Source organism: Cellulosimicrobium sp. GQ32 (genome assembly GCF_059758455.1).
Genome location: NZ_JCAXEP010000009.1, coordinates 90788 through 115910 on the forward strand (window position 1 = coordinate 90788; position 25123 = coordinate 115910).

A 25123-nucleotide genomic window follows, 5' to 3' on the forward strand; every position below is an offset into this window, starting at 1 on the left:
GGAGGTCCCCCTGTGAGAACCCGAGCAGCAGCACCCCGCCGTAGACGCGGCGTCACGACGACGGCGGTCGCCGCCCTGGCGGCGCTGGTGGCCGCCGGCGCGGTCGCCCCGGCCGTGGCCGTGCCGTCGCCGGCAGCCGTCGTCCCCGCAGCGGTGAGCGAGGCAGCGGTCGACGCCCCGTCCGCGTCCGACCTCCCGGTCTTCGAGTACCGCGGCGTGATCACCGACAAGGAGTCGATGACCTACAACCCGACGGACGAGTTCATCTTCCCGAGCGTCTTCCACGCGGGCGCCTACCTCGACGACCCGTTGGGGGAGTGGTACCTCTACTACGCCCCGCACGACTCCCCGGGCGGGATCTCGCTCATGTACGCCGACTCGCTCGAGGGCCCGTGGACGGAGTACGCGCACAACCCGATCGTCGCGAACGAGTGGCTGCCCTTCTACGAGCGCGTCTCGCACGTCTCGTCGCCCGACGTCCTGTGGGACGACGCGGCGGACGAGGTGCTGCTGTACTTCCACGGCGAGAACTCGACGACCCGATGGGCGACGTCGCCCGACGGTGTGACGTTCGACGACTCCGGGGTCGCGGTCACCAACGCCGACGGCGGTGCCGGGACCACCGAGACGTCGTACGCGCGCGTCGTCGAGCACCCCGACCCCTCGTCCGGGTACCGCTTCGCGATGACGTACATGCAGAACCGGACCGACAACATCCGGCGCATCAAGGTGGCCGAGTCGGTCGACGGCAAGGCGTGGGACGTGCGGCCCGACCCGCTCGTCGTGCCCGACGCCGCGACCGGGACCAACGTGTCCGGCGGCAACCTGTGGGAGTGGGAGGGCCAGCTCTACGTGGTCTACCACGGGTCCACGGGCATCACGTTCGCCCGCACGCTCGACCCGACGATGACGCAGGTCGGGCCGCGGTGGGAGCTCCACAAGGCCAGCGGTGTCGGTGAGGACACCGGCCGGGTGGCCGCGCCCGAGATCGTGACCGACGGCGACGAGACCTACCTCTTCTACGAGTCCGGCGACCGGCTGGGCGCGACGATCGCGTGGGCGCAGCGCGATCCCGACGCGGTCCGGCCGCCGGAGCCGGGCCAGGACCCCGACCCGCTGCGCGAGCAGTGCAGCGGCGCCGCGTCCGACGAGTTCGACGGCTCGACGCTCGACCCGGCGCGGTGGTCCGTCGTCCGCGCGGGCTCCGCTCGCCACGAGCTCGTCGACGGCGCGCTGCGCGTCCCGGCGTACCCGACCGGCGTCGCAGGCGCCTCGCTGCCGCTCCAGACGGTCCCCGACGGGCCGTGGGAGGTCACGACGGCCGTCTCCGTCTCCCCGACCGAGCGCTTCCAGCAGGGCGGGCTGCTCCTGTACCGCGACGACGCGAACTACGCGAAGCTCGACCTCGTGCACGGCTCGCTCGGGCCGCGCCTCGAGTTCATCTGGCGCCAGAACGGCACCGACCGCAACACGGGGTTCGACTCGGTCGTCCCGCCGGCAGGGCTCGGTGAGACCTTCTGGCTGCGCCTCGCGAGCGACGGGAGCGTCGTGCAGGCGTCGGTGTCGGTCGACGGCGTCGAGTTCGCGCCCTGGGGCCGCACCGTGGACGTCGCGGCGCTCGGTGCGACGGGCGTCGGGCCGTTCGCGATGCGCGGCTCCGCGACGCCGCCGGAGATCGTCGCGTCGTTCGACTGGTTCCGGTGGACCCCGACCACCGAGGAGGCGGCCGCGTGCGACGACGACGCGCCCTCCGTCGAGGTGCAGACCGTGACGCGCTGCCTCGCGGGCCGCGCGTACGTCGCGGTGACCGCGCGCAACGAGGGGGACGCCGCGGCGACGGTCCGCCTCGTGACGCCGTTCGGTGAGCGCACCGTGGCCGACGTCGCCCCCGGGCGCAACGCCTACCAGTCCTTCGCGACGCGGTCGGCGTCGGTCGAGGCCGGGGAGGCGAGGGTCGACGTCGCCGGGCCGGACGGCGTCGGGCGCGGCTCGATCTCGGCGACCTACGACGCGCTGACCTGCGGGTAGCGCGGCCCGACGAGCACCGCACTGCGGGCCCAGGGATGCACCTCGGAGGTGCGTCCCTGGGCCCGCAGTGCATCCTCCGGCGGTCTTCCACCGGGACGGCGGCGACCGACGCGTCGCCGATTATGCGGATCACCGGCGACGGACCGAGGCCCGGAGTGCCAGCGTTCGCGACGTAATAATGCGTATTACCGCGTTGACCCGCACGCGCCGCTCTGGCGAGACTCCTCGCACGTCATCGACGACGTGATCGAGGAGGATCCATGCCGAGGCACCGCATCACCCAGGCCGACGTCGCCGCCATGGCCGGCGTCAGCCAGGCGACGGTCTCGTTCGTGCTGAACGACAGCACGCCCGCCGGGGTGCGGATCAGCGAGGAGACCCGGCAGCGCGTGCTCGACGCGATCCGCATCACCGGCTACTCGGCGAACCCCGTGGCGCAGCGCCTCGCGGGCGGGCACAACCAGATCCTGGGCGTCTTCACCTACGAGGCGACGTTCCCGCGCGCCGGCCGGGACTTCTACGGGCCGTTCCTGGTCGGCATCGAGCACGCGGCCGAGAAGCTGGGGATCGACATCCTGCTGTTCACGAGCGCGCGCGTCGTCGACGGCCGGCGCCGGCTCACGCGCGACGGCTGGCAGCGCCTCGGGATCGCCGACGGCTGCCTGCTGCTCGGCCAGCACGAGGACCGGGGCGAGCTCCAGCACCTGCTCGACACGAACTACCCGTTCGTCTTCATCGGCAAGCGCGGCAGCGACGGCGGGCGCCTGCCCTACGTCGGCGCCGACTACGTCGCGGCGACGGCGCGCCAGGTCGAGCGCCTCGTCACGCTCGGCCACGAGCGCATCGGCTACGTCGGGCCGCGCGGCACCGACCAGCCGACCCTCGACCGCGTCGACGCCTACCGCGCCACGATGAAGGCGCACGGGCTCACCGTGCGCTTCGTCGAGCTCGACGACGTCCCGGCCACGGCCGCGGAGATCGTCGACCAGCGCCTCACGGCCGTCGTCGTCGCCCCCGAGAACTACCCCGAGGAGCTCGTCGACGAGCTCGAGGGGCGCGGGGTCCGCGTGCCCGACGACGTCTCCTTCCTCCTCCTGGGCCAGCCCCACCACGGGCGTCCGGGCGGGCGCCGGTGGTCCGGGTTCTCGATCCCGCGCGAGGAGATGGGCGCGCGCGCCCTCGTCCTGCTCTCGCGTCTCGTCGCCGAGTCCGGCTCGGGCCGCTCCGACCGCAAGACCGCGCGCGCCGCCCGGGTCCCCGAGGACGAGCTGCACCAGCTCCTCGAGTGCGTCGACGTCGACGGCGAGACCGTCGCCGCGCCACCGCCCGCGCCACCCCCCGGCGCCGGCGCGCCCCTTCAGACCTCAGAGCACCAGAGCACCAGAGAAACGGAACCAGCGTGACCCATCCAGACCTCCAGGCAGACGTCCTCGTCGTCGGCGGCGGGCTCGGCGGCGTCGCCGCCGCGCTCGCGGCCGCGGAGCGGGGCGCCCGCGTCGTCCTCACCGAGGAGCACCCGTGGATCGGCGGGCAGCTCACGTCCCAGGCGGTGCCGCCGGACGAGAGCGCGTGGGTCGAGCGGTTCGGCGTCACCGCGCGCTACCGCGCGCTGCGCGACGGCATCCGGGACGTGTACCGCCGCTCGTACCCGCTCACGGACGCCGCGCGCTCGTGGGACGCCCTCAACCCCGGCGCGGGCTGGGTCTCCAAGCTGTGCCACGAGCCGCGCGTCGCGGTGGGCGTGCTCGAGGAGATGCTCGCCCCGTGGCGGTCCGCGGGCCGCATCCGCCTGCTGGAGCGCGTGCGCCCGACGGCGGCCACCACCGACGGCGACCGCGTCACCTCCGTGACGCTCACCCCGGTCACCGCCGACGCCACGGGCGCGGCCGTGACGGTGCACGCGGCGTTCGTCGTCGACGCGACCGAGACGGGCGAGCTCCTGCCCCTGACGGGCACGGAGTACGTCACCGGGTTCGAGTCGAACCGCGAGACCGGGGAGCCGAGCGCGCCGGACGAGGCGCAGCCGGACAACGTGCAGGCGCTGAGCGTGTGCTTCGCCGTCGAGCACGTGGACGGCGACCACACGATCGACCGACCCGAGCGCTACGACTTCTGGAGCACCTACACCCCCGGCCCGTGGAACGGGCGGCGCATGCTGTCGTGGGAGGCGCCCAACCCGCGCACGCTCGCGATGGACGTGCGGTCGTTCACGCCGAACCCGGGCGACGACGCGCGCGCCGTGGACGCCGACCAGTCGAAGAACCCGGGCGACGGGAACCTGTGGACGTTCCGGCGCATCGCGGCGCGCGACCTGTTCGCGCCCGGCCACTACGCGAGCGACCTGTGCCTCGTGAACTGGCCGAGCATCGACTACTTCCTCGCACCCGTGCTCGACGTCCCGCGCGACGTCGAGGAGGCTCGGATCGCGGACGCCCGGCAGCTCAGCCTCTCGATGCTCTACTGGATGCAGACCGAGGCGCCGCGCCCCGACGGCGGGACCGGGTTCCCCGGCCTGCGCCTGCGACCCGACGTCATGGGCTCGGCCGACGGCCTCGCCCAGGCGGCCTACCACCGCGAGTCGCGCCGCCTGCGCGCGGTGACGACGGTGACGGAGAACGACGTCTCGTACGCCGTGCGCGGGGACCGCGGCGCGACGCGCTACGACGACTCGGTCGGCGTGGGCATGTACCGCATCGACCTGCACCCCTCGACGGGCGGCGACACGTACATCGACGTCGCGTCGACCCCGTTCGAGATCCCGCTCGGCGCGCTCCTCCCGCAGCGCGTGACCAACCTGCTCGCGGCCAACAAGAACATCGGTACGACGCACATCACCAACGGCTGCTACCGCCTGCACCCTGTCGAGTGGAACATCGGCGAGGCCGCCGGCCACCTCGCGGCCCACTGCCTCGCGACCGGGCGCACGCCGCACGCCGTCCAGTCCAAGGCCGACCTGCTCGCCGACTACCAGGACGAGCTCGTCCGGGCCGGCGTCGAGCTGCGCTGGCCCGCCGAGGCGCACCCCTACTGACCCGGGCTCCCCGCGCCCGGCACCCCGCCCACCCTCAGTCCGAAGGAGAACTGATGAACCCCCTCACCCCGCGTACCCGACGCCGCCTCGTCGGTGCACCCCTGGCTGCCGGCGGCGTCGCGCTCGCCCTCGTCCTCACCGCGTGCTCCGGCGGCGGCGACGACGTCGCCGGCGAGCCGAGCACGCCGAGCGAGCCCGTCGAGCTGCGCATGACCGTCTGGACGGCCGACGAGACGCAGCTCGCGCAGTTCCAGGAGATCGCCGACGCGTACGTCGCCGAGAACCCCGACCTCGTCTCGGGCGTGACGTTCGAGACGATCCCGTTCGAGGACTACACGACGTCCCTCACGACGCAGCTCGCGGGCGGCAACGCCCCCGACCTCGCGTGGATCCTCGAGAGCTACGCGCCCGAGTTCGTCGCGAGCGGCGCGCTCGTGGACGTCGCGCCGAAGCTCCAGGAGACCGAGGGGTACGAGTTCGACGACCTCCTGGACTCCTCGCTCGCGCTGTGGGAGAAGGACGGCGGCCTCTACGCCTACCCGTTCTCCAACTCGCCGTTCGCGATGTTCGTCAACACCGACCAGGTCGCCGCCGCGGGCCAGCCGAACCCGGCCGACCTCGTCGCGTCGGGCGAGTGGACCTACGACCAGGCGCGCGACATCTCGGCGGCCGCCGCCGCGACGTCGGGCAAGCAGGGTCTCGTCGTGCGCGACTTCGACTTCAAGGTGTGGGAGAACCTGTCGACGATCTGGGACGGCTGGGACGCGGCGCCGTGGAGCGAGGACGGCACGCAGTGCACGTTCACCGACCCCGAGATGGTCGACGCGCTCACGTGGGTCCACGACGCGACGTTCGTCGACAAGGCGATGCCCGGCCCGGGCACGACGGCCGACTTCTTCGCGGGTGACGCTGCGATGACGATCACGCAGATCAGCCGCGCGTCCGCGCTCGACGACTCGTTCGCGTGGGACGTCGTGCCGCTCCCGGCCGGTCCCGCGGGCCAGCAGAACGTCATCGGCCAGGCGGGCATCGGCGTCTTCGCGGCGGGCGAGCACCCGGACGTCGCCGCCGACTTCCTCGCGTGGTTCACCAACCCCGAGAACGCCGAGACGCTCGCCGCGTACTTCCCGCCCCCGCGCGAGTCGCTCCTGAACGCGGAGACGCTCGGCGCGGCGAACCCGAAGCTCAGCGAGACCCAGCTCCAGGCGGTCGTGGTCGACGGCATCCAGGGCGCGGTGACCAAGCCGTCGCACCAGAACTTCGCCAAGCTGCAGGACACGGTGCGGGCCCAGCTCGACGCGCTGTGGACCGCGGACGCCGACGTCGAGGGCGTGCTCGCCGACACGTGCGCGGCGATCCAGCCCCTGCTCGGGGACTGAGCGTGGCGTCCTCCGCACTCGCACGACGGGACGCGGCCGTGGGGTACACCATGGTCGCGCCCGCCGTGCTCGGCGCGCTCGCGTTCGTCGTCGCGCCGCTGGTCGCCGTCGTCTGGTACTCGCTGCACGAGTGGAACGTCCTCGCGAACACGTTCACGTTCGCGGGCGCCGACAACTACGAGCGCATGCTCACCGACCCCGGCCTGCGCGACTCGCTCCTCGCGAGCCTGTGGTTCTCGGTCGGGCTCGTGGTCCTCAACATCTCGCTCGCGCTGCTCCTCGCGGTGCTGCTCAACCAGAGGCTCCCGGGCACGACGACGTTCCGCACCTTCTTCTTCTCGCCCGTGGTCGTGTCGCTCGTCGCGTGGACGATCGTGTGGAGCTTCCTGCTCCAGGCGGACGGCGGCATCAACGGGTTCCTGTCGCTGCTCGGCATCGAGGGACCCAACTGGCTGCGCGGCGAGACGACGGCCATGATCTCGGTGATCGTCGTGCAGGTGTTCAAGAACGTCGGCCTCAACATGATCCTGTTCCTCGCGGCGCTGCAGGGGGTGCCGGAGGAGGTCCAGGAGGCCGCGCGCATCGACGGCGCGGGCGCGTGGCGGCGCTTCCGGTCGATCACGCTCCCGCTCATCAGCCCGACCGTGCTGCTCGTCTCGATCCTCACGATCGTCGGCTCGCTCGAGGTGTTCGCCCAGATCGCGGTGCTCACGGGCGGGGGGCCGGGGAACTCGACCACGGTGCTCGTCTACTACCTGTACCAGCAGGCGTTCCGGTTCAACGACTTCGGCTACGCGAGCGCGATCTCCGTCCTGCTGTTCGTCATCGTCCTCGTCCTGACACTCGTGCAGTGGCAGACGCGCAAGAGGTGGGTCTTCCATGAAGTCTGACGTGATGCCCGGCCCGGCCACGCTCCCGGGCGCGGACGGCGACCCGGCCCGGCCCGCGGCGTCGGGCACGGGCGACGGCGCGGACCGCCCACGGCACGCGCCCGCCCGTCGGGACCGGGCCGCGCGGTCCCGGCGCCGGTGGGGACGCTGGGCGCTCGTGGCGCTGCTGGTCGTGCTGAGCGTTCCCTTCGTGTTCCCCACGTGGTGGATGGCGACGTCGAGCCTCAAGCCGATGAGCGAGATCCTGCGGGCCGTGCCGACCCTGTGGCCGCAGGACCCGTCGTTCGCGGCGTACGGGGACGTGTTCCGGCTGCAGCCGTTCGCGCAGCAGTACTGGAACAGCCTCTACATCGCCGCGCTGGTGACCGTCGGGACGATCCTCGTGTCGTCCATGGCCGGGTACGCGTTCGCGCGCATCCGGTTCCCCGGGGCGAACGCGCTGTTCCTGCTCGTGCTCGTGGGGCTGCTCGTGCCGTCGGAGGTGACGATCGTCCCGCTGTTCCGGATGGTCAACTCGCTCGGGCTCATCGACACGCACTGGCCGCTCGTGGTCATCCCGATCCTCGGCGCGCCGAGCGTGCTCGCGACGTTCATCATGCGCCAGTTCTTCCTCGGCCTCCCGGGCGAGCTCGAGGAGGCGGGGCGCATGGACGGCCTCGGGCGGTGGGGGATCTTCTGGCGCATCGCGTTCCCGCTGTCGCGCTCGGCGATCTCGGCCGTCGCGATCTTCACGTTCCTCAAGTCGTGGAACCTGTACCTCGAGCCGATCGTGTACCTGTCCAGCAAGGACCGCTTCACGCTCCCGCAGGCGCTCACGCAGTACGTCGACGCCTACGGCGGGCCGATGTGGAACGTCCAGCTCGCCGCGACGACGCTCACGGTCCTGCCGGTCCTCGCGGTGTTCCTCGTCGCCCAGAAGCAGTTCGTCCAGGGCCTGGCCCACTCGGGCCTCAAGGGCTGACGAGGAACCGCTGCCCTCGCGCTGCCGAACCCGGGTTCGCGCGTCACCCGCGGTCCGTGGTGACGCACGATCCCGGGTTCGGCGTCGTGCGTCGTGCGGCCGGATCGTCCCGTGTCGGTCGGTGGTGCGCGCGCTCGTTAGGCTCGTGCGTGTGGCTCACCTTCTCGGCGCCGACGGCATCTCGCTGACCGTCGGCACCCGCACCCTGCTCGACGACGTCTCGCTCGGCCTCGACGACGGCGACCGCGTCGGCATCGTCGGCCCCAACGGGGCCGGCAAGTCCACGCTCCTGCGCCTGCTCGCGGGCACGCAGCAGCCCGACGGCGGCCGCGTCACCCGGGTGGGCGGCCTGCGGGTGGGCCTGCTCGACCAGCGCGACGACGTCGGCACCGGCGCGACGATCCGCGACCTCGTGCACGGCGACGCCGCGACGCACGCGTGGGCGTCGGACGCGAGCATCCGCACCGTGCACGCGGGTCTGCTGGCCGACCTCGACCTCGACGCCCCCGCGGACACGCTGTCCGGCGGGCAGCGGCGCCGCGTCGCGCTCGCGGCGCTGCTCGTCGCCGACCACGACGTGCTGTTCCTCGACGAGCCCACGAACCACCTCGACGTCGAGGGCGTCGCGTGGCTCGCCGCCCACCTGGGCGACCGGTTCGCGCGCCCGGGCGCGAAGGGCGCGCTCGTCGTGGTGACCCACGACCGCTGGTTCCTCGACGCCGTCTGCTCGCGCATGTGGGAGGTGCGCGGCGACGGCTCCGGCGCGGTCGAGGGGTACGAGGGCGGGTACGCCGCCTACGTGCTCGCGCGTGCCGAGCGCCAGCGCACCGCGGCCGTCGCCGCGGAGAAGCGCGACAACCTGCTGCGCAAGGAGCTCGCGTGGCTGCGCCGCGGGGCGCCCGCGCGCACGTCCAAGCCCAAGTTCCGCCTCGACGCGGCTGCGGCGCTCATCGCCGACGTCCCGCCCCCGCGCGACACGCTCGAGCTCACGCGCACCGCGACCAAGCGGCTCGGCAAGGACGTGCTCGACCTCGAGGACGTGACGGTCGCGGTGCCCGCGCGCGGCGCAGGCGGTGCGGACGGGGCCGAGCGCGTGCTGCTCGACGACGTCACGTGGCGCCTCGGGCCCGGCGACCGGTACGGCGTCGTCGGCGTCAACGGTGCGGGCAAGACGACGCTCCTCGCCCTGCTCGCCGGGCGTCGCGAGCCCGACGCGGGTCGGGTCAAGCGCGGCAAGACGGTCCATGTCGCCGAGCTGTCCCAGGACGTCGGCGAGCTCGACGACATCGCCGGGTCGCGCGTCATCCAGGTGATCGAGGACGAGAAGCGGTCGGTGGTCGTGGACGGCAAGGAGCTCACCGCGTCCCAGCTCGTCGAGCGGCTCGGGTTCACGCGCGAGCGGTCGCAGACCCTCGTTCGCGACCTCTCGGGCGGCGAGCGGCGCCGCCTCCAGCTGCTGCGCCTGCTCGTCGCCGAGCCCAACGTGCTGCTGCTCGACGAGCCGACGAACGACCTCGACACCGACACGCTCGCCGCGCTCGAGGACCTGCTCGACGGCTGGCCTGGGACGCTCGTCGTCGTGTCGCACGACCGCTACCTTCTGGAGCGGGTCGCGGACCGCCAGGTCGCCCTGCTCGGGGACGGCAAGGTGCGCGACCTGCCGGGCGGCGTCGAGCAGTACCTGGAGCTCCGGCGCGCGGCGCTCGCGGGAGCGGGAGCGTCGTCGAGCGGCTTCGCGCCCGCGGCGGGATCGGGGGCCGACGGCGGTGCGGAGGGCGCGTCGGACGCGGTCGCCCCGGCCGGGCCGAGCGCCGCCGAGGTGCGCGCCGCGAAGAAGGAGATCAACCGGATCGAGCGCCGGCTGTCGAAGATCGCCGAGGTGGAGGGTCGCCTGCACGAGAAGATGGCCGCGAACGCGACCGACTTCACTGCGGTCGCGGAGCTCGACGCCGAGCTGCGCACGCTCGCGGCAGAGAAGGACGAGCTGGAGGCGGCCTGGCTCGAGGCGGCCGAGGTCGCGGGCTGACGCGCCCGGGTGCAGGAGCCGGTCAGCGGCGCAGGAAGCCCATGCGGTCGTCGGGGTCCACGCGTTCGAGGATCGCGCCCGCGATCTCGTCGAGCTGGCCGACCTGCTCGGGGGTGAGCGCGTCGATCACGTGGTCCCGGACGTTCGAGACGTGGCCCGGAGCGGTGGCGACGACCTTGTCCCACCCGGCGTCGGTGAGGTGCGCGTTGGTCGCGCGCCGGTCCTCGGGGCAGGGGACGCGCTCGACGAGCCCCCGCTTCTCGAGCCGGGCCACGACGTGGGAGAGGCGGGGGAGCGTCGCGTTGGTGGCGCCGGCGAGGTCGGTCATGCGCAGCGTGCGGTCGCGGGCCTCGGAGAGCATGGCGAGCACGTAGTACTCGAAGTGGCTGAGGTCGGCGTCGCGCCGGAGCTGGGTGTCCAGGACGCCCGGTAGCAGCTCCACGACCGCCACGAGCCGCTTCCACGCGTCGAGCTGCTGGTCGTCGAGCCAGCGGGGTTCTGTCGTCATCGGGCCTCCTCCGGTGTGACCATCGTAATAGTTGACGCTACAAGTTTAGCGTCGTAGGGTGATGGTTGTAGCAACAACTAACAGCCGACCGGGCGGCCGGCGCAGGAAGGGAAGCCACCATGAGCAGCATCACCATCATCGGCGCGGGCAACATGGGCACCGCGATCGCCGGGCTCGCGCTCGCCGCGGGCAGCGAGGTGCAGGTCCTCACGCGCGAGGCGACCGACCTCGATCCTCGTGTCTCGGCCGGGACCGTCGGCGACGAGCTCAAGGGCGACGTCGTCGTCCTCGCCCTCCCGTACGGGGCCGTGGCGGAGGTCGTCGACCTCTACGCCGACCGCCTCGACGGCAAGGTCGTCGTCGACATCACCAACCCGCTCGACTTCGCGACCTTCGACGCCCTCGTCGTGCCCGACGGCTCGTCGGCTGCGGCGCAGATCCAGCAGCGCGTGCCCGGCGCGCGCGTGCTCAAGGCGTTCAACACGAACTTCGCCGCGACCCTCGCCTCCGGGCAGGTCGGTCCGCTCCCGACGACGGTCCTCGTCGCGGGCGACGACGCGGACGCCAAGGCCGCGCTCGCCGGCGCGGTGTCCGGAGTGCGCGTCGTCGACGCCGGCTCGCTGAAGCGCGCGCACGAGCTCGAGGCGCTCGGCTTCCTCCAGCTCACCCTCGCCGCGGGGGAGAAGACGTCCTGGACGACGGGCTTCGCGCTCGCCGAGTGACGCGTCCTCACGGCGCACGACGGCGGCCGGCCACCTCCCGGGGTGACCGGCCGCCGTCGTGCGTCGGGGAGTCAGCCGCGTGCCTTCTCCACCGCAGCCCGCGCCGTCTCGCGCTCGGCCTTCTCCGCCTCGCGCAGCGCCTTCTCGAGCTCGCGCACCTTCTTCTGCGCCTCGCGCACACGGCGCTCGGCGTCGCGGCGCTTGAGCGTCGCCTTCTTGACCTTCGGGTCCTTGACGTGCACGGCCATCTCGACCGGGGCGACGGCGTCGAGCGGGTCGGTCTCCGCGCCGGTGCTGTGAGGGCCGCCCTCGCCCGCGGACGTGCCGTCCGAGGCGGAGGTGTCCCGTCCCGCCCCCGGGGCACCGGCGGCCCGCGCGTCGACGTACACCGCGATCCCGTCGAGGACGCGCTCGAGACCCCAGGCGGTGTCGTCGATCTCGCCGTCCTGCGCGTACGTCCCCGCCTCCACGAGCGGGCGCAGGTAGGGGAAGCGCACCTCGTCGACGAGCTCGCGCAACGCACCGCCCCAGCCGCCGCCCAGGACGGTCTCGTCGCCGCCGGCGGCGGTGACCGCGCGTGCCAGGTCGGTCTGGAGCCGGGCGGCGTTCCGCGCGTACCCGCTCACGAGGAGGATGACCGACATCTTCTCCTCGTCGTCGAGCGGCGTGGAGCGCAAGGCGCGCAGCCCGCTGTCGGCGCCGCGCAGGTTGTTCGGCGTGAGGGGCGCGCCGGTCACCGGGATGTCGAGGAACCACGGGTGGGACGCGAACACCGCCATGGTGAACTGCGCCCACTCGCGCAGCTCCGCGCGCCAGTCCGCGGGGTCGTGCGCGGGCGGGTACTCGACGTCGAGCGCGGCCTCCTGCATGAGGAGCAGCAGGTCGTCCTTGCTCGTCACGTACCGGTAGAGCGACATCGTCGTGAAGCCGAGGCTCTGCGCGACCTTCGCCATGGAGACCGCGGCCAGCCCGTCGGCGTCGGCGATCTCGATGGCGGCCTCGACGATCCGCTCGATGCTCAGCTCACGCTTGGGCGCGCGCTCGGGCCGTTCGGCGACGCCCCACGCGAGCGCGAGCCGGGGCGGGAGGTCGGGTGCGTCCGTCATGGCTTCATCCTCCCCGACCGACGCCGGTCCCGGCGGACCGGCGCCGACCGGGCCCTTCCGTCGGCGCGAGCAGGTGGTCGGCTGGCGCGTCCGGTCGGAAGGACGCGCCAGGACCACCTGCTCGGCCGGGGTGGGAGTGGGGGTGGGGTCAGCGGGCCGTTCGCCGGCGGTAGAGGACGGAGCCGGCGGTGCAGCTCACGACCAGGAAGCCCACGAGCCACGCGACGGCCGTGAGGACCGTCGTCGCGTCGGGCGTCCCCGCGAGGAGGCCGCGGAACGTCTCGATGATCGGCGTGAACGGCTGGTTCTCGGCGAACCCGTGCAGCCACGACGGCATCGTGTCGATCTCGACGAACCCCGAGCTGAGGTAGGGCACGAACAGGAAGAGGAAGTTCACCGACTGCGACGCCTCGACACTCAGCACCAGCCCGAGCGCGACGCTGAGCCAGGTGAACGTGAGCACCGCGAGCACGGCGAACGCGACGAGGCCCAGCCAGTCGCCCAGACCCGCGTCGGGACGGAAGCCCAGCGCGAGCGCGACGGCCACGACGACGACCGCAGACGCGAGGTTGCGCACCACGCTCGCCACGACGTGGCCCCACAGGGCGGACGGGCCGAAGATCGGCAGCGTCTTGAACCGGTCGATCGTCCCCGACGTCATGTCCTGCGCGACCCCCACCGCGGCCGTGGCCGAGCCGAACCCGAGGCACATGACGAGCACGCCCGGCACGACGTAGTCGATGTAGTCGTCCCCGCCGATCGCGCCGCCGAAGATGACGACGAACACGAGCATGATCATCACGGGCAGCACGAACGCGGTGATGAGCCCGTCGACGCTGCGGAGCTGGCGGCGCGTCTCGCGCGCGACCATCGTGCGCACGTCGCGCGCAGCCGTCGCGGGCGTCTGCCGGGCCCGCACGGCGGTGCGCGGTGGCAGCGCCGGGGTGAGCGTGGGCGTGGTGGCGCTCATCGGGCGCCCTCCTTCCGGGTCAGCGCGAGGAAGACGTCGTCGAGCGTGGGCTTGACGACGCTGACCCCGACGACGGCGAGGTCGTGGGAGTCGGCGGCTGCGAGCACGTCGCGGATCGTGCGGACGGGGTCGTCGCTCGGCGCGGTGAGGGACAGGTCCTTCTCGTCCGTGGTCGTACGGGCGAGCCCCAGCGTCGGCGCGAGCCCGACGGCGGCCGCGAGGCTCGCGGGGTCGTCGAACGCGACGCGCACGTGGTCGCCCGCGACGAGCGCCTTGAGCTCGGCGGCCGTGCCGCGCGCGGCGACGCGGCCGTCGTGCAGGACGGCGATCGTGTCGGCGAGGCGGTCGGCCTCCTCCAGGTACTGGGTCGTCAGCAGGACCGTCGTCCCGTCGGCGGCCAGGCCCCGCACCACGTCCCAGAGCTGGGCGCGTGACGCCGGGTCGAGCCCCGTCGTCGGCTCGTCGAGGACGAGGACCTCAGGGTCGGCGACGAGGCTGATCGCGAGGTCGAGGCGGCGGCGCATGCCGCCCGAGTAGGTCCCGACGCGGCGGTCGGCGGCGTCGGTGAGGTCGAAGCGCGCGAGGAGCTCGTCCGCGCGTCGACGTACTGCGCGCCGGGGCAGGTGGGCGAGCTCGCCCATCATGACGAGGTTCTCGCGCCCCGACTGGAACTCGTCCACCGACGCGTACTGGCCCGTGAGCGCGATCGTCTCGCGCACCCGCGCCGCGTCGTGCACGACGTCGGCCCCCGCGACGCGGGCCGTGCCGCCGTCGGGCCGCACGAGCGTCGTGAGGATGTTGACGGTCGTGGTCTTGCCGGCGCCGTTGGGCCCGAGCAGCGCGAAGATCTCGCCGCGGCGCACGGTCAGGTCGACGCCGCGCAGCACGGCGTGGTCGCCGTAGGACTTCTCGAGCCCCTGCACGGCGATCATCGGTTCGGTCATCGCCTTCTCCTTCGTGGGTTCCGTGCCGTGTGCGGCGCACACGAGCGTGTATGACGTAAACGATGTGTACACCATAAACAGCCAGGCGAGGGCGGTCAAGGGTCGAGGTAGAGCCGAGGTCCCGCGAGGTAGAGGCGTGGTCCCGCGAGGTAGAGCCGAGGTCCCGCGAGGTAGAGGCGTGGTCCCGCGAGGTAGAGCCGTGGTCCCGCGAGGTAGAGGCGTGGTCGAGGCCGGGTCCGCTATCCCGTGCGGTGGCGGGCAGGGCCGGTGAGAGCGAGCCCGATCGCGGTCATCACGACGAGGGCCCCGAGCACGACGGCGACCGGTGTCGTCCACGTGCCCGTCGCCGTCTGGAGCGCGCCGGCGACGGTCGGTGCGACCGCCGCGAGGCAGTACCCCACGGACTGCACGGTCGCCGACGCCTGGCGGCCGCGGCGGACGGTCGGGAAGCGCTGCGCGACGAGCGTGAAGATGACGACGAAGTTCGCCGCCTGCGCGATGCCGGCCGCCGATGCCCAGACCGCCCACAGGTCAGGCGCGACGAGCAGCCCGACGGGCAGCGTGAGCCACAGGACGGCGATGCCCACGAAGCTCTGGCGCATCGAGAACCGGCGCGCAGCGAGCGGCACCGCGAGCCCGCCGACGATCGCGAAGCCCTGGAACAGCGACGCCGCCCCGCCCGACGCGGACCGCGGGATCCCGGCCAGGTCCTCGAGGATGAGCGGCAGCCACGCCGTGAGCGCGTAGAAGCTCGACGACTGGAGCGCGAACATCGCGCACAGCCACCACGTGAACGGCGTGGCGAGCACGTGGCGCTCGCGGGCGGCGGCGGGGTCGGTGCCCGTGACGCCCTCCGCCGCCGCGGCGGCGAGGTCGCCGGGGACGGGGGAGGCGTCCTCGTCCGAGCCGCCGGCGTCGGCCGGCGCGTGCCCTGGCCCGTCGGTGGGCGCCGTCGTGTCCGACGTCGTCCCGCCCTTCCGGTCGGTCACCGCCCGTGCCGGTCCGCTCGCGTCGCGCGGGACGGCGCGGAGCCACCACACGAGCGCGACCACGGCGAGGACGGACCAGGACGCGAGCGCCCAGCGCCATCCGACGGCGTCGGCCAGGGGCGCGGTGAGCGCCGTGGTCGCGACGGTTCCCACGTTGATCGCGGCCGTGTACAGGCCGGTCACCGTCGCCACGTGCCCGGGGAAGTCGCGCTGCGCGATCATCGGGACCGCGAGGTTGGCGGTCGTGATGCCGAGCCCGAGCAGCACCGTGCCGGCGAACGTGCCCGCGGCGCCGAGGGCGGCGACGTCGGCCGAGCGCAGCAGGGTGCCGGCGAGGATCAGCGCGAGGGCGACGGCGATCGCCGTGCGCAGCGACGACCGCCCCAGCAGCCCCGCGACCGCGGGCGTCGCCACGGCGAAGCAGAGCACGGGGATGCCCGTGAGCAGGCCCGCGGCCGCCGCGGTGAGGTGCAGGTCCGCCGCGACGTCCGCGACGACCGGCGGCAGCGCCGTGAGCGGCGCGCGCAGGTTGACCGCGACGAGCAGCACCGCGACGAGCAGCACGCCGTCGATCCCGCCCCGAAAGGTGCTCGGGCGGGGCGGCCGGGGCGGCGGCATCGGGTGGTGACCTCCGGGTGCGGGCGCGTGCGACGCCGCAGCCCGGTCAGCCGGGCCGTCGGTCAGTCGTCGAACTGTCCTACGACTGTACGCAGGAGCGCTGCGAGCGCAGGTCGGCCGCCCGGCTCCAGCGCGTCGAGGATGCGGGCCTCCACCGCGAGCAGGTCGGTCATCGCCGTGTCGACGCGCTCCAGGCCCTCGGCCGTGAGCTCGACGAGCACGCCGCGACGGTCGTCGGGGGATCGCCGGCGCACGACGAGCCCCCGCTCCTCCAGCCGGTCGATGCGGTTCGTCATGGTCCCGCTCGTCACGAGCGTCTGCGTCACGAGCGCACCGGGGGAGAGGCGGTACGGCTCGCCGGCTCGCCGCAGCGCGGACAGGACGTCGAACTCCCACGTCTCGAGGTGCCCCCGCGCGAACGCCGTGCGGCGTGCGCGGTCGAGGTGCCGCGCCAGGCGGTCGACGCGCGAGAAGACGGTGAGCGGCTCGACGTCGAGGTCGGGCCGCTCGCGCTGCCACGCCGCGACGATGCGGTCGACCTCGTCCTCGTGCTGCTGGTCCATGACGCGAGGGTACTCGACGTGTCTCGACATCAAGACTCTTGACGCCCGCCGCACATCCGGCCGAGACAACCACGGTCGGCCGAGGTAGAGCCCTGGTCGGCCGAGGTAGAGCCCTGGTCGGCCGAGGCAGAACCACATGGTGGTCGCTGCGGGTGGACCATCGTCGCGAACCTGTCACCGCGGGGTTGCCCGGGTCAGCGCCGACCAGGGCGAGACGACGTAGGGCGGGGTGGGTGGTGGTGCCGCGTCGTGGCGGGCTTGGCGGGAGCCGCGAGGAACGAGCGGCGGATGGTAGACGCGGCACCACCACCCACCCCGACCACCCAACGCAACCACGCGCCGTCGGGCACAAGAACCACGGCTCTACCTCACGCAACTACGGCTCTACCTCGCGTGACCACGGCTCTACCTCGCGTGACCACGGCTCTACCTCGGCCGACCAGGGCTCTACCTCGCGTGACCACGGCTCTACCTCGGCCGACCAGGGCTCTACCTCGCGTGACCACGGCTCTGCCGCGCGGGGCCTCGGTCAGGCGGTGCGCAGGGCGTCCTTGAGCTTGACGCGGGCGCCGGTGCGCAGGACCGCGTTGGAGTAGATCTTCGCCGCGAGCCAGACGAGCACCGGGATGACGGCGAGCGAGAGGCCGAGAGCGAGGAGCGCCTCCCAGGTCTCGGCGCTGCCGAGCGCGATACGCACGGGCATGAGGAGCGGCGAGCACAGCGGGACGTACGACAGCCACACGACGAGCGGGTTGTCCGGGGCCCACGGCGCGACGGAGACGCCCACGATGTACGGCACGATCATGAGGAACGTGACGGGGGTCGTGACGGCGCCGACGTCCTCCTGGCGCGAGACGAGCGCTCCGAGCCCCGCCATGAGCAGGGCATAGCTGACGAACCCGACGACGAACCAGACGAGGGCCCAGACGGCCGCGGTGCCGAGGTCGATCGTCGACGTGTCGACCAGGCCGAGGCCGAGCGCGGTCCCGACGCCGGCGAGCACGACGAGCGCGACCTGTCCCAGCCCGACGAGGCCGATGCCGAGCACCTTGCCCGCCATGAGCTGCCACGGGCGGACGGTCGAGAGCAGGAGCTCGACGACGCGGCTCGTCTTCTCCTCGACGACGCCCTGCGCGATGAGCTGGCCGCTGATCATGATGGCCATGAAGAGCAGGATCCCGGTGACGAGGCCGGTGACGTAGCGCGTCGGGTCGAACTCGCTGGGCTCGCCGATCGTGCGGACGGTCGGCTCGGCGGTCGCGATGTCGCCCGCGACCTGCGCGGGGTCGCCGCCGAGGTCCGCGACGGCGTCGGACAGCGCGGTCTGCTGGGCGAGGGTCGTGAAGACGGCCGTGAGGCCGGGGGAGAGCTCGGTGTCCACGACGACGGTGGGCGAGTCGGCCGTCCCGGTGACGACGGCGTCGAGGTCGCCGTCGCGCACCTGGCCCTCGCCCGTGGCGTCGTCCGCGACGTCGACGGTCTCGACCTCGGTCCCGAGCGTCCTGCCGGTGGCCTCGATCGACTCGGCGAGCGCCGCGGTCTGCGGCGTGACGCCGACGCGCTCGGCGGTCGGGCCGGACGAGCTCGCGGCGTTGAGCACGAACCCGCCGAGCACGACCGCGCCGACGAGGATCACGGTCAGCCAGACGAACGACTTCGAGCGGAGCCGCGTCATGATCTCGCGGCTCGCGACGAGTCGGATCGCGCCCCAGGACGTCAACGAGGTCCCCGTGCTCATGCCCCCACCTCCACGGTCTCGGCGGCCGCGGCGGCGGGCCTCTCCTCGGCGCTCACGACGTCGCGGTACAGCTCGGTGAGCGACGGCCGCACGAGCGAGAACTCGTGCACCGGCCCCGCGGCGAGCGCGGCGCGCAGCACGGCCTGCTCGCGCCCGCCGGTCCCGTCGACGGCTCCGTCACCGGTGGTCCCGGCGCCCGGCGTGAGCTCCACGACCGTGCGCGACCCCTCGAGGCTGACGGCCCGCGCGTCGGGCACGGCGCCGATCCAGCCCGCTCCGGGTGGCCCGTCCACGACCCATCGCTCCGTCTCGGTCCGGCGGAGCTCGTCGATCGTGCCGACCTCGACCATCGCGCCGTCCTTGATGATCCCGACCCGGTCGCACAGGCGCTCCACGAGGTCGAGCTGGTGCGAGGAGAAGACGACGGGGACGCCCGCCTCGGCGCGGTCGCGCAGGACACCGCTCATGACGTCGACGGCGACGGGGTCGAGGCCGCTGAACGGCTCGTCGAGGACGAGCAGCTCGGGGTCGTGCGTGAGCGCCGCCGCGAGCTGGACACGCTGCTGGTTGCCGAGCGAGAGCTTCTGCACCTCGTCGCCGCGGCGGGCGTCGACGCCGAGGGTCGTGGTCCAGCGCTCCATCGCGTCCTTCGCGTCGGCGGCGGACAGCCCGTGCAGCCGGGCGAGGTAGACGAGCTGCTCGCCCACCTTCATGCGGGGGTACAGCCCGCGCTCCTCGGGCATGTAGCCGATGCGCCGCCGCGCCGCGAGGTCGATCGGACGCCCGTCCCAGCGCACCTCGCCGCCTTCGGCGGCGAGCACGCCGAGGACGATGCGCATGGTCGTGGTCTTGCCGGCCCCGTTGGACCCGACGAAGCCGAAGATCTCCCCGGCGCGCACGTCGAACGACGTCCCGCGCAGGGCGCGCACGTCGCCGTAGGACTTGGTCAGCGCGTCGATCTCGAGTGTCGCCATGCGCCCCAGACAACCACGCGTGGGTGCGCAGGGCACGGGACAGATGTCACGTCCTGCCCCCCCGGCGACGGGGGAGGGGGCGTCGCCCGGGTCGGGGGCCGACGTCCGACCGAGGGCTCAGCCCCGGTGCTCGTCACGCACGGGCGGCAGCGGCGAGCGCGCGGCGCGCACCGTGAGGCGCAGCATCGCGGCGGTCGCGTCGTCGACGCCCGCGACGTCGTCGCGCCGGACCGCGTCGAGCGCGACCCACAGGAGCTCGCGCGCGAGAGCCGCATCCTGCTCGTCGAGGCGGCTGGCGATCGACTCGACGGCGCTCATCGCGACGAGCACGCGCATGCCTGCGGACGTCGGGGGCGCGAGGCGCACACGCCGGATCTCGACGGCGTCGCGCAGGGCCCGGCGCTCGACGCGCGAGAGCCGGGGGCCGGCCACCCGCAGGAGCGTCGGGGTGAGGAGCGCGGCCGCGACGCCCAGGAGCGCGGCGACGAGGACGAGGACGACGGGGGCCAGGTCGCGGCCGACGAGGACCGCGGCGATCACGGTCGCCGCGCCCGCGACGATCCCCAGCCGCACGCCGTCGACCGACGCGCGCCACTCGGCGTGCCGCTGCACCCGGTCCAGCTCGCGCGGCGTCAGGCCGGGGACCAGCACGTCGGTGCGCTGGACGATGCGGTCCTGCGCTCCGGCGACGGCGCCCTGGAGGCAGCGCGCCGTCGTCCAGGTCGAGTACCCCCAGACCGTGGGACGGATCTCGTCCCGGCATTCCTCGTGCGTGCCGTTGTCCCGCTGGTCGCGCGCGTGCATTGACGTGCCCCATCTTCGTCGGTCCGGTGCTTCCCGGGAGAGAGACGGTCCCGGGCGCCTGCCATGACGCGACTTCGTCGGAGTTCTCTCGCGTGCTCGACCCAGCCTCCCACGGTCGTCAGGGCACGGCGACGGGCATGCGCCGCGCGTCGTCGTGGCGCGCAGTACCCGCGCCACCGAGCACGTCCTCGACGGCATCCACCACGCGCGCGGCGGCGTGCCCGTCTCCGAACGGGTTGCGCGCCTTCGCCATCCGGCGGTGGAACTCCTCGTCGGTCAGGAGCTCGCGCAGCGTCCGGACGATGCGCGACGGGTCGGTCCCGACCAGGACGGCGCCGCCCGCCGCGACGACCTCGGGCCGCTCCGTGGTGTCCCGGGTCACCACGACGGGGACGTCGAGCGCGGGCGCCTCCTCCTGGACGCCGCCCGAGTCGGTGAGCGCGACGGTCGCACACGACAGCACGTGCGAGAACGCGCCGTAGTCGAGCGGCTCGGTGAGGTGGATGTTCGGGACCCCGCGCACCGCGGGCAGGATCGTGGCGCGCACGAGCGGGTTGCGGTGCATCGGGAGGACGACGAGGACGTCCGGGAAGAGGTTCGCGACGCGTACGAGCGCGGACGCGACGTCGGCGATCCCCGTGTCCCACGACTCGCGGCGGTGCGCCGTGGCGAGGATGATCCGGCGGCCCGAGCGCATCGCCTCGTCGAGCACGGGGTCGCCCGTCTCGGTGCGCAGCGGCGCGACGTGCAGGAGTGCGTCGATAACCGTGTTGCCCGTGACGACGACGTCGGCGCGCGGCACGTTCTCCACGTAGAGGTTGCGCGCGGCGGCGTCGGTCGGGGCGCAGTGGCGCGCGGCGACCGCGGAGACGAAGCGCCGGTTGGCCTCCTCGGGGAAGGGCGAGTAGAGGTCGCCCGTGCGCAGGCCCGCCTCGACGTGCACGACCGGCACGCGCCGGTGGAACGCCGCGAGCGCGCCCGCGAACGCGCTCGTCGTGTCGCCCTGGACGACGACGGCGTCGACGGGGTGCTCGTCGAGGAACGCGCCGAACCCGCGCAGTGCCCCGGCGAGCACGTCGTCGAGCGACTGGCCCTGGCGCAGGAGGTCGAGGTCGTGGTCGGGGATGATGCCGAACAGGGAGTTGACCTGGTCGAGCATCTCGCGGTGCTGGCCGGACGACACGACGACCGGCACCACGCCGTCCCGGCGGTCCAGCGCGTGCACGACGGGGGCGAGCTTCACTGCCTCGGGCCGCGTGCCGTACAGCACGGCGACGCGACGGCGACGGTCGTCCAGCTCCATGGGAAGTCCTTCGTTCGATGCCGGTGCGCTCGTCGAGCGCGATGACACCCGGACGGACGTCGGTCGCACGGGGCGATGACGGGTGAGGATCGCCGTCAGGCGAGGGGCTCCTCGGTGACGCCGGGACGCGCGCTCTGGGCGGCCCGGACCGCGAGCCGGAGCATCGCCGTCGTCGCGTGGCGGGCGCCGTCGTGGTCCTGGCGCCGGACTGCGTCGAGCGCCGACCACAGCAACTCGCGCGCGAGCGCGCGGTCGGTCACCGCCAGGGCGTCCGCGGCCCCCTCCACCGCGCTCATCGCGATGAGCACGGGCACGCCCGCCGACGACCCGTCCACGGTGCGCGAACGACGGATCTCGACCGCGCGGCGCAGGGCATGGCGCTCCGGCGCACTCGGTCGGGGACCCAGGAGCCGCAGGAGGGCGAGGACGCCTGCCCCCACCACGACCCCGGCGACGAGAGCGGCGAGCGGCAGTGGCCGGCCTGCCGCCAGCGAGGTCCCGGCGAGCGCCGCGAGCGCGGACACCAGCGAGGCCGTGACGACGAGACGGACGGGTCGCGCCGTCGCGCGCCACCGGACGTACCGCTGGGCGCGCTCGAGCTCCTGTGGGGTGAGTCCGGGAACGACGACGTCGGTCCAGCTCGCGCGGCGGGACGGCAGGCCGGGGACCTGGCCGATCAGGCAGCTCGTGGAGCGGGACGTGGCATACCCCCAGACGGTCGGGCGCACGTCGGCCCGGGCGCGGCGTCGAGACAGCAGGTCCGTGCGCATGGTGACCTCCGTGAGTCGTCGTGAGGTGACAGACGTCGCACGTCGGAGCCGATGACGGGCGCAGACCACGCGCGATCCCCACTGCCGCAGACAGGAACGTGCACCACCCTCCCGCCCGGCGACAGCCGCAGCAGTGCGGCCGAGGAAGCGCGGCGGCCGGAAGCGCTCGGGTGGACGACGGCGGCGCGATCAGGGCACCGCGAGAGAGCTCACCGCAGGATCCCGCGCCGCCGAGCCTCGAGCACGGCGTCATGCCGTCCCCCGACGCCGAGCTTGCGATACACGTTTCGTAGCTGGGTCTTGACGGTGTTCGGCGAGACGTGGAGCGAGCGGGCGACCTCGGTGATCCCCTGCCCGCTCGCGAGCTGCTCGAGCACGACGAGCTCACGTTCGGAGAGGGTCGTGACTCCGAGCCTCGACGGGACGACGAGGGGTAGCCCGCGGAACACGTCGCCGACGTCTCTCGTGACTTCCTCGACGAGCGCTCGGTCCGCTTCGCTCGTCAGCAGCCATGGCAATCGGCATCCCGTGGCGTGCGACAGCGCGAGCGCGCGCTCGAGCTCTCGCGCGGCGGCCGCTAGGTCGCCCGTTCCCACGAGGCACAGACCCCTGACGACGTGATGCTCGATCTCGGTCCGTGTCCCGAAGGTGGGGCCTGGCGGCTCACCGAGCTCTTTCAGCGCGAGCACGTCGTCCCCGCGCGCGTGGTGCACGCGGGCACGGGCGGTCCGGACCGCCGGGTCGCTCGGCCGCAGCCGGCGCAGCTCACCTGTCACCTCGTCGCCCCGGCCCTGCGTCAGGGCGAGATGGGAGCGTGCGATCGCGAGGCGGCCCTTCCAGAACGCCGAGGCCGGTGCACGCAACCGTGCCGGGTCGAGACGGTCCTGGGCGACGGGAGCCCCGGCTCGACCGCTCACCAGATCGAGGTCGAACCTGGCCAGCGCGTGCAGGGGCCAGTACTCGTTCGTGCGCATCTCCTGCTCGGCGTCTCGCAGGAAGTCGCGTGCCGCGCCCAGGTGGCCTCGCTCGAGGGCGACGTACGTGCGGGCGACCGTGGCCATGGCCGCGTAGTAGACGCCGAATGCACGGGCGAGCTCCGGGTCGGGCGGCAGGGTGTCGACGATCTCCGCGGCGCGGTCGATCTCACCTGCGGTGGCGAGGATTCCGGCGAGATGGACGCGGGCCTGGAGGGTGCGCGTGTCGTCGCGCGGGAGTGCGAGCGTGGCCAGCTCCGCGGCGCGCTGCGACGACTCGACCTCGCCCGCGGCGAGCAGAGAGCTCGCGAGGTGCTGCAGCACCAAGGGCCGCAGCTCGTCGAACGTCGGGTCGTCCCCGACACGCACCTGCTCGATCGTCGCGAGTGCCCGGCGCGCCACGGTCCCGGCACGTTCTCCTCGACCGAGGAGCCGGTTCGCGACGCTCTCCGCTCCGAGGAGGATCGCACGCTCGCCCGGTGCTGCGCGCGGATACCAGGCGACGGCCCCCGCGATGGAGAGCGCAAGCATCTCCATCGCGCGTACACGGTCCCGTCTGTCCGAGAAGTAGAGCAGCGCAGTTGCGAGAGCGAGGATCGGGTATCTCGCGAGCGTCCCCAGAGAGAGGTCGTAGAGCGCCAGGCGGGCGTTGTCGGGCAGCTGGGACGACGGGTACGACCACCGCCCGAGGAGGTGGGCCTGCGCCGTGGCGTAGTCCTTGCGCTCCAGGCTGGACTCGAACCCCATGGTGTGCTCCCGAGTCCGCGTCGCCCAGTCGCTCGTGACCGCCAGGGCACGCCCGAAGCGGTCGGGATCAGCGGTACGCAACCGGGTCCGTAGTGCGGTCCGGACGACGGGTACGAAGCGGAACCTGGTCACTCCCCGCGTCGTCGCCCACTCTCCGAGGCCCGACTCCTCCGCCGTCTCGAGGGCCGCCCGACCGTCGTCGACCAGGAGGTCGGCGAGCTCGGGGGTCAGAGCGGGCGGCACCGCCAGCACAGCGAGTGCTTCGCCGGCATCGTCACGCTCCCCGGACGCGAGCAGGGCGACACCAGCACGCGCCGCGACGGCGACGATGGTGGAGCTCGACGCGACGGCCAGCGGCAGCTCGCCCTCGCGCGCGGCGAGCACCACCGTCCGGACGAAAGCAGGCAAGCCGCCGGTCGCGACGGCGACGCGCTCGACGACCTTGCCCGGGACCGTGACGCCGGCTGCGGCGCACAGGTCGGCGACCTGCGTCCTGTCGAGCGCCAGCTCGTCCGACGTCACCGTGCGGACGCCGACCGCGAGCCGTGCCTCGAGGGACTCGAACCGCCCAACCCGCCTGGTGGTGACGACGACCGTGAGCATCGACGACGTGCGGAGCGCCGCAAGGATGTCGCCGTCGAGGTCGTCGCACGCGAGTGACTCGTAGCCGTCGAGGACCAGGATCACCGGGCTCGTGAGCGCGACGGAGGCGGCAGCGAGGTCGTCGGTGGTCGTTCCCGGGTCACGGTCCTCGTCGAGGACTCCTGCGCTCCCCAGCTGCCGCGCCGCCGCCTGCCAGAGTGCGGCCCGGTCAGGGAACCGAGCGACGTCGAGCCAGACCAGCGTGTTCCCGTCGGCGAGAGCGGCGTGGGCGAGCTCGGCAGCGACGGTCGTCTTGCCGGCACCGCCGGGTCCCCGGAGCACGACGAGGGGTTCGTCCGCCTCGCGCAGCGTGTTCGCGAGCCCGGGCCTGGGCAGGTGCCAGGGCGGTAGGCGTGGGACACCGCTGTCGACGACGGGACGGGGGCGCGGGGCGGTGCTCACGGGGGCTCACTCCGGGGGGCTGCGCGTCTGCTTC

General features: G+C 73.4%; 20 protein-coding genes. 8 read left to right on the forward strand and 12 right to left on the reverse strand.

Annotation, left to right across the window (positions count from 1 at the left end; genetic code table 11):
• The first annotated feature begins 12 nt into the window (after positions 1–12).
• The 7 genes from AC6CH9_RS15135 to AC6CH9_RS15165 all read left to right on the forward strand — a co-directional run bounded on the left by AC6CH9_RS15135 (position 13) and on the right by AC6CH9_RS15165 (position 10315).
• The gene (locus AC6CH9_RS15135) at positions 13–2028 is read left to right on the forward strand and encodes a beta-xylosidase family glycoside hydrolase (RefSeq protein ID WP_498155627.1); all 2016 of its coding nucleotides are present in this window, start codon (positions 13–15) and stop codon (positions 2026–2028) included.
• A 260-nt stretch (positions 2029–2288) separates the two neighbouring features.
• Positions 2289–3431 (forward strand): LacI family DNA-binding transcriptional regulator, encoded by a 1143-nt coding sequence (locus AC6CH9_RS15140; RefSeq protein WP_498155628.1) that lies wholly within the window; start codon positions 2289–2291, stop codon positions 3429–3431.
• Positions 3428–5059: an FAD-dependent oxidoreductase gene (locus AC6CH9_RS15145; protein ID WP_498155629.1), complete on the forward strand. Its 1632-nt coding sequence runs from the start codon at positions 3428–3430 to the stop codon at positions 5057–5059. The genes AC6CH9_RS15140 and AC6CH9_RS15145 overlap by 4 nt, the downstream gene beginning before the upstream one ends.
• Positions 5060–5112: 53 nt before the next feature.
• Positions 5113–6438 carry an ABC transporter substrate-binding protein gene (locus tag AC6CH9_RS15150; protein WP_498155630.1) on the forward strand — a complete coding sequence of 442 codons (1326 nt, stop codon included), beginning with the start codon at positions 5113–5115 and terminating at the stop codon, positions 6436–6438.
• A gap of 2 nt (positions 6439–6440) precedes the next feature.
• On the forward strand, positions 6441–7328 hold the full coding sequence (locus tag AC6CH9_RS15155; RefSeq protein ID WP_498155631.1) for a carbohydrate ABC transporter permease: 888 nt from the start codon (positions 6441–6443) through the stop codon (positions 7326–7328).
• Positions 7318–8289, forward strand: a complete 972-nt coding sequence (locus AC6CH9_RS15160) for a carbohydrate ABC transporter permease (protein ID WP_498155632.1) — start codon at positions 7318–7320, stop codon at positions 8287–8289. The genes AC6CH9_RS15155 and AC6CH9_RS15160 overlap by 11 nt, the downstream gene beginning before the upstream one ends.
• Before the next feature lie 151 nt (positions 8290–8440).
• A complete protein-coding gene (locus AC6CH9_RS15165) occupies positions 8441–10315 on the forward strand; it encodes an ABC-F family ATP-binding cassette domain-containing protein (RefSeq protein WP_498155633.1) in 1875 nt (624 codons plus the stop codon).
• 22 nt (positions 10316–10337) lie between these two features.
• Here AC6CH9_RS15165 and AC6CH9_RS15170 read toward each other — a convergent pair whose 3' ends face one another.
• A complete protein-coding gene (locus tag AC6CH9_RS15170) occupies positions 10338–10823 on the reverse strand; it encodes a MarR family winged helix-turn-helix transcriptional regulator (RefSeq protein ID WP_498155634.1) in 486 nt (161 codons plus the stop codon).
• A gap of 119 nt (positions 10824–10942) precedes the next feature.
• Here AC6CH9_RS15170 and AC6CH9_RS15175 point away from each other — a divergent pair, with 119 nt between their 5' ends.
• The gene (locus AC6CH9_RS15175; RefSeq protein ID WP_498155635.1) at positions 10943–11545 is read left to right on the forward strand and encodes an NADPH-dependent F420 reductase; all 603 of its coding nucleotides are present in this window, start codon (positions 10943–10945) and stop codon (positions 11543–11545) included.
• A gap of 71 nt (positions 11546–11616) precedes the next feature.
• Here the strand turns inward: AC6CH9_RS15175 and AC6CH9_RS15180 are convergent, their stop codons facing one another.
• From AC6CH9_RS15180 to AC6CH9_RS15230, 11 genes are all read right to left on the reverse strand, one after another.
• Positions 11617–12651, reverse strand: a complete 1035-nt coding sequence (locus AC6CH9_RS15180) for a TetR/AcrR family transcriptional regulator (protein WP_498155636.1) — start codon at positions 12649–12651, stop codon at positions 11617–11619.
• 148 nt (positions 12652–12799) lie between these two features.
• Positions 12800–13621: an ABC transporter permease gene (locus AC6CH9_RS15185; RefSeq protein ID WP_498155637.1), complete on the reverse strand. Its 822-nt coding sequence runs from the start codon at positions 13619–13621 to the stop codon at positions 12800–12802.
• Positions 13618–14565, reverse strand: coding sequence for an ATP-binding cassette domain-containing protein (locus AC6CH9_RS15190; RefSeq protein WP_498155638.1), 948 nt, complete (start codon positions 14563–14565; stop codon positions 13618–13620). The genes AC6CH9_RS15185 and AC6CH9_RS15190 overlap by 4 nt, the downstream gene beginning before the upstream one ends.
• A gap of 239 nt (positions 14566–14804) precedes the next feature.
• On the reverse strand, positions 14805–16172 hold the full coding sequence (locus AC6CH9_RS15195) for an MFS transporter (protein ID WP_498155639.1): 1368 nt from the start codon (positions 16170–16172) through the stop codon (positions 14805–14807).
• Positions 16173–16234: 62 nt separating this feature from the next.
• Entirely contained in the window at positions 16235–16735 is a 501-nt protein-coding gene (locus AC6CH9_RS15200) for a MarR family winged helix-turn-helix transcriptional regulator (RefSeq protein WP_170227314.1), read from the reverse strand.
• A 529-nt stretch (positions 16736–17264) separates the two neighbouring features.
• The gene (locus AC6CH9_RS15205) at positions 17265–18473 is read right to left on the reverse strand and encodes an ABC transporter permease (protein WP_498155640.1); all 1209 of its coding nucleotides are present in this window, start codon (positions 18471–18473) and stop codon (positions 17265–17267) included.
• Positions 18470–19447 carry an ABC transporter ATP-binding protein gene (locus tag AC6CH9_RS15210; protein ID WP_498155641.1) on the reverse strand — a complete coding sequence of 326 codons (978 nt, stop codon included), beginning with the start codon at positions 19445–19447 and terminating at the stop codon, positions 18470–18472. Before AC6CH9_RS15210 ends, AC6CH9_RS15205 begins: the two co-directional genes overlap by 4 nt.
• A 117-nt stretch (positions 19448–19564) precedes the next feature.
• Positions 19565–20251: a hypothetical protein gene (locus AC6CH9_RS15215; RefSeq protein WP_498155642.1), complete on the reverse strand. Its 687-nt coding sequence runs from the start codon at positions 20249–20251 to the stop codon at positions 19565–19567.
• 118 nt (positions 20252–20369) lie between these two features.
• Positions 20370–21554, reverse strand: coding sequence for a non-hydrolyzing UDP-N-acetylglucosamine 2-epimerase (wecB, locus tag AC6CH9_RS15220; RefSeq protein WP_498155643.1), 1185 nt, complete (start codon positions 21552–21554; stop codon positions 20370–20372).
• Positions 21555–21649: 95 nt separating this feature from the next.
• On the reverse strand, positions 21650–22324 hold the full coding sequence (locus AC6CH9_RS15225; protein WP_498155644.1) for a hypothetical protein: 675 nt from the start codon (positions 22322–22324) through the stop codon (positions 21650–21652).
• Between the two features lie 209 nt (positions 22325–22533).
• Positions 22534–25089 carry a LuxR C-terminal-related transcriptional regulator gene (locus AC6CH9_RS15230; protein WP_498155645.1) on the reverse strand — a complete coding sequence of 852 codons (2556 nt, stop codon included), beginning with the start codon at positions 25087–25089 and terminating at the stop codon, positions 22534–22536.
• Positions 25090–25123: the final 34 nt, after the last annotated feature.

Excerpts from the sequence above, each read along its gene's own strand:
- AC6CH9_RS15140 (WP_498155628.1), top strand. The coding sequence starts at position 2,289 with ATGCCGAGGCACCGCATCACCCAGGCCGACGTCGCCGCCATGGCCGGC.
- AC6CH9_RS15150 (WP_498155630.1), top strand. The coding sequence starts at position 5,113 with ATGAACCCCCTCACCCCGCGTACCCGACGCCGCCTCGTCGGTGCACCC.
- AC6CH9_RS15160 (WP_498155632.1), top strand. The coding sequence starts at position 7,318 with ATGAAGTCTGACGTGATGCCCGGCCCGGCCACGCTCCCGGGCGCGGAC.
- AC6CH9_RS15170 (WP_498155634.1), bottom strand. The coding sequence starts at position 10,823 with ATGACGACAGAACCCCGCTGGCTCGACGACCAGCAGCTCGACGCGTGG.
- AC6CH9_RS15175 (WP_498155635.1), top strand. The coding sequence starts at position 10,943 with ATGAGCAGCATCACCATCATCGGCGCGGGCAACATGGGCACCGCGATC.
- AC6CH9_RS15180 (WP_498155636.1), bottom strand. The coding sequence starts at position 12,651 with ATGACGGACGCACCCGACCTCCCGCCCCGGCTCGCGCTCGCGTGGGGC.
- AC6CH9_RS15185 (WP_498155637.1), bottom strand. The coding sequence starts at position 13,621 with ATGAGCGCCACCACGCCCACGCTCACCCCGGCGCTGCCACCGCGCACC.
- AC6CH9_RS15190 (WP_498155638.1), bottom strand. The coding sequence starts at position 14,565 with ATGACCGAACCGATGATCGCCGTGCAGGGGCTCGAGAAGTCCTACGGC.
- AC6CH9_RS15195 (WP_498155639.1), bottom strand. The coding sequence starts at position 16,172 with ATGCCGCCGCCCCGGCCGCCCCGCCCGAGCACCTTTCGGGGCGGGATC.
- AC6CH9_RS15200 (WP_170227314.1), bottom strand. The coding sequence starts at position 16,735 with ATGGACCAGCAGCACGAGGACGAGGTCGACCGCATCGTCGCGGCGTGG.
- AC6CH9_RS15205 (WP_498155640.1), bottom strand. The coding sequence starts at position 18,473 with ATGAGCACGGGGACCTCGTTGACGTCCTGGGGCGCGATCCGACTCGTC.
- AC6CH9_RS15210 (WP_498155641.1), bottom strand. The coding sequence starts at position 19,447 with ATGGCGACACTCGAGATCGACGCGCTGACCAAGTCCTACGGCGACGTG.
- AC6CH9_RS15215 (WP_498155642.1), bottom strand. The coding sequence starts at position 20,251 with ATGCACGCGCGCGACCAGCGGGACAACGGCACGCACGAGGAATGCCGG.
- wecB (WP_498155643.1), bottom strand. The coding sequence starts at position 21,554 with ATGGAGCTGGACGACCGTCGCCGTCGCGTCGCCGTGCTGTACGGCACG.
- AC6CH9_RS15225 (WP_498155644.1), bottom strand. The coding sequence starts at position 22,324 with ATGCGCACGGACCTGCTGTCTCGACGCCGCGCCCGGGCCGACGTGCGC.